Source organism: Nostoc sp. (genome assembly GCF_036919595.1).
Taxonomy (GTDB): domain Bacteria; phylum Cyanobacteriota; class Cyanobacteriia; order Cyanobacteriales; family Nostocaceae; genus Nostoc.
In genome coordinates this window covers 1-3083 of the sequence record NZ_JBALCO010000150.1, presented here as the reverse complement: position 1 = coordinate 3083, position 3083 = coordinate 1, and the positions used below count along the sequence as shown (strand labels likewise).

General features: G+C 42.1%; 1 protein-coding gene, 1 tRNA gene and 1 CRISPR repeat array. Both genes read right to left on the bottom strand.

From position 1 onward, the window contains the following. Nucleotides 1–678 precede the first annotated feature (678 nt). A CRISPR array of direct repeats spans nt 679–1299; the repeat unit is 37 nt; unit sequence GTTTCCACAGCTTTCCCGTTAGGTGGTGGGTTGAAAG. A gap of 426 nt (nt 1300–1725) precedes the next feature. After that, a tRNA-Ala gene (locus V7K21_RS23120) sits at nt 1726–1798 on the bottom strand. Nucleotides 1799–1863: 65 nt separating this feature from the next. Next, nucleotides 1864–2592, bottom strand: coding sequence for an HAD family hydrolase (locus tag V7K21_RS23115; RefSeq protein WP_335177530.1), 729 nt, complete (start codon nt 2590–2592; stop codon nt 1864–1866). Nucleotides 2593–3083: the final 491 nt, after the last annotated feature.

Below are 3083 nucleotides of genomic sequence, written 5' to 3'. Positions count from 1 at the left end.
TGTTGAAAGTGTCAATCACATCCTCTCGGTTCGTTGTGCTTATCTCAATGGTTTATTAGCTATTTGAGTATTTCTGCCAAAAGTGGATGCTCCCCTAACCCCTTTGTGTAGATACTGTGGAATGGGTTAGTTTAACGCTTGGAAAAGCGCATTCTTTCTGACCCTGGTAGCTGCCAACTCTACCTGTGCGATCATCTAAGTGTTTGTAAGCAGTAATTGTTTGGGTAAGCTAATACTGCTGTTAGATGAGAAAGTACTCGCACCGAGACGCATGGGAAGTATAAGGTGTTAGGGTTCCAAACAACCCAGAACCTTAGCTCTTGACATCAAACTCTTTTAGCTTGGTGTTAGGTGCCAGAGCGGCCTGTACTACTGAAATCTTAGATTTTGGTTTTACGAGGAGGATCATTACCTCTTACTTTACAACAAAGTAAGGGTACGGGTATACCGTCACGGTGGCTACCGAACTACCACCCCCTAATTTTTATTTTTGGCAAGCCAAAGCGGGGGCAAAATCCCTGGAGTGCTGCCAAATGTCCAAAACTCTTGTCTGCACTGGGTATTACTGTTTTAGTCCTGAATAAAATTTTATTCATTGGCTATAGAAAATAGGAATTAAAGAAGGCTTGCCAAATTTGCCTTTAAAAGCCATTGTTGGCAAGAGTTTTTACGGGTGCGGTTTCCACAGCTTTCCCGTTAGGTGGTGGGTTGAAAGTATCAGCCTGTGATCATGTTTTAATTTTTGGCTAGGGTTTCCACAGCTTTCCCGTTAGGTGGTGGGTTGAAAGAAGAGAAGCCGGAATGGATTCCAAGGATAGTAGCAGTTTCCACAGCTTTCCCGTTAGGTGGTGGGTTGAAAGGTTTTATGTCATCAGTCACCAGCCAAGTAGTTTTACTGTTTCCACAGCCTTCCCATTAGGTGGTGGGTTGAAAGATGCAGTGATCGCCAGTATTGGAACTACTGTTGGGAGGTTTCCACAGCCTTCCCGTTAGGTGGTGGGTTGAAAGTTATTCAATTTCCGAGTGGGAGTTTGCCTATTGCCGGGTTTCCACAGCCTTCCCGTTAGGTGGTGGGTTGAAAGATGCTTTCAGTAATTGCCGTTGTTGCACATTAAAATTTCCACAGCCCTCCTGTTAGGTGGTGGGTTGAAAGAGACGATTAGTGGCGCATCGTTTAAGTCATCAAAAGTTTCCACAGCCCTCCCGTTAGGTGGTGGGTTGAAAGTATCAACGGACAACCTTTAACCGAAAACTATCTTAAGGTTTCCACAGCCCTCCCGTTAGGTGGTGGGTTGAAGTTCTTATCATTAAAGATGCCACCTTGGCTATATAATTCTTTATTAGGGTGGTTTGAAAGGAGCGCTGCGATCGCACATAAAACGCAGCTATTTTATAGTAATCGAGCCTCTGCTTGGGTGAAAACAGCAAAAGAAGAGGTTATATATTTTTGTAATTAGACTGCAAATAAAGTGCTTTAAAGCTATTCTTGTAATTCAAGAGCCTTGGGCTTGCTGTAATAAATTAAATTAGAAAACATATATTTAGCCGAGTTTTACAGGCTGATTTTGGACAATAATTCTTTAAAACTGGTTTCAACTCTGGACAATAATTCTTTAAAACTGATTTAATTGCTGAAAGCCGCGAAAATACGTAACTTATGCCCCTGAACTTGGAAAAAATGGACATTAATTCTTTAAAAGTGACAATAATTATTTAATGGACATATGGAGAATAACGGATTTGAACCGATGGCCTCTGCGGTGCGATCGCAGCACTCTACCAACTGAGCTAATTCCCCTTAATTATTGCAAAGTCAAGAGTACTATCACTCATTAACTCAACACACTATCACCATATAGTATTCTAACATTCAGTTGCCGATGGCTGAGGCTGTTTTTGGGAATAAACCTTCTGCACCCGTTCGAGTTCCAAATCACTGAGATAATCAACAGTCCAGTTACAGCAGCGCTGGAGCATGTGGAATGGATAAGTATTCGCTACACCAACAACTTGCATGTGCGATCGCTTCGCTGCTGCAATCCCTGCTGGAGTATCTTCAATTGCCAAACATTCTTGTGGTTGAAGATTCAATTCGGGATATGCTTTATTCAGGCGTTTCACTGCCAGTAGATAACCATCGGGTTCTGGTTTACTGGTGGTGATGTCATCACCCGCGACGATAATTTTAAAATGTTCCGCTAGTTTAGCTCGCTGGAGTACCAATTCTATTTCTTTACGAAAAGCGCCACTGACTAATCCTAGTTTCAGATTCCGCGATCGCACCTGAAATATTAAATCTTCTACACCTGGGTATAAAGGTAGTTTCTCTATTTTCTCTAGTTCCACCACATAGGCTTGGGCTTTGCGGTACAGCAACTGAGTTAAATAGTTTTCGTTATTTACTCTACCACGATTTGCGAGTAATTGCTGAAAACAAGCGCGATCGCTGCGTCCTAAAGAAGCTTGACGCTCATCGACGCGTTGGGGTTGGAGATTTTCTTCCATGAGAATCTCATCTATCAGTTGCAGGTGGATTGGCTCATCGTTAATGATCACACCATTAAAATCAAAGAGAACTGCCTTTAAACTCATGCCATTATGCCAAACGCTAAAGATCCTATTCCCTTCAAATCATTATTATCTATTGATGTCGGAGTGGACTGGCAGATATTTTCAGTTGTGATCAGTTTAACGCCCCTAGTTACCTAATTTATCCACCATACTTCCTGCAATCGCACAGCTTTAAATCTGTCTGCACCCATATTCGCATCCATGCTCCCAGCACCATACTCACGAATATATGGCTCCTCAAAAATATCATTAAGTCATTCTAAGTTAGGCAGAGTCTTCTAATTACGACTCATTTCATTGCTCATAAGTATTGTAAACCCAGGACAAACTCATTTGCAGCAAGCCTATAAGCTAAATCAATTTTGGTGCGTTGGCGCAGCCTGCCGTAGGCATCGCCCACACTACCACTACTTAATTTTGTATCCCCTCAATACTTCGGGGTAGAAAATTATTCTGGCATCCACGACCCACCAAATAGATTAGAAGAAGATTTCTCCTGAATAATGGTTGCT

What these genes read in the sequence shown, in the direction of transcription:
- V7K21_RS23115 (WP_335177530.1), bottom strand. Translation starts at nt 2,592, where the DNA reads ATGAGTTTAAAGGCAGTTCTCTTTGATTTTAATGGTGTGATCATTAAC.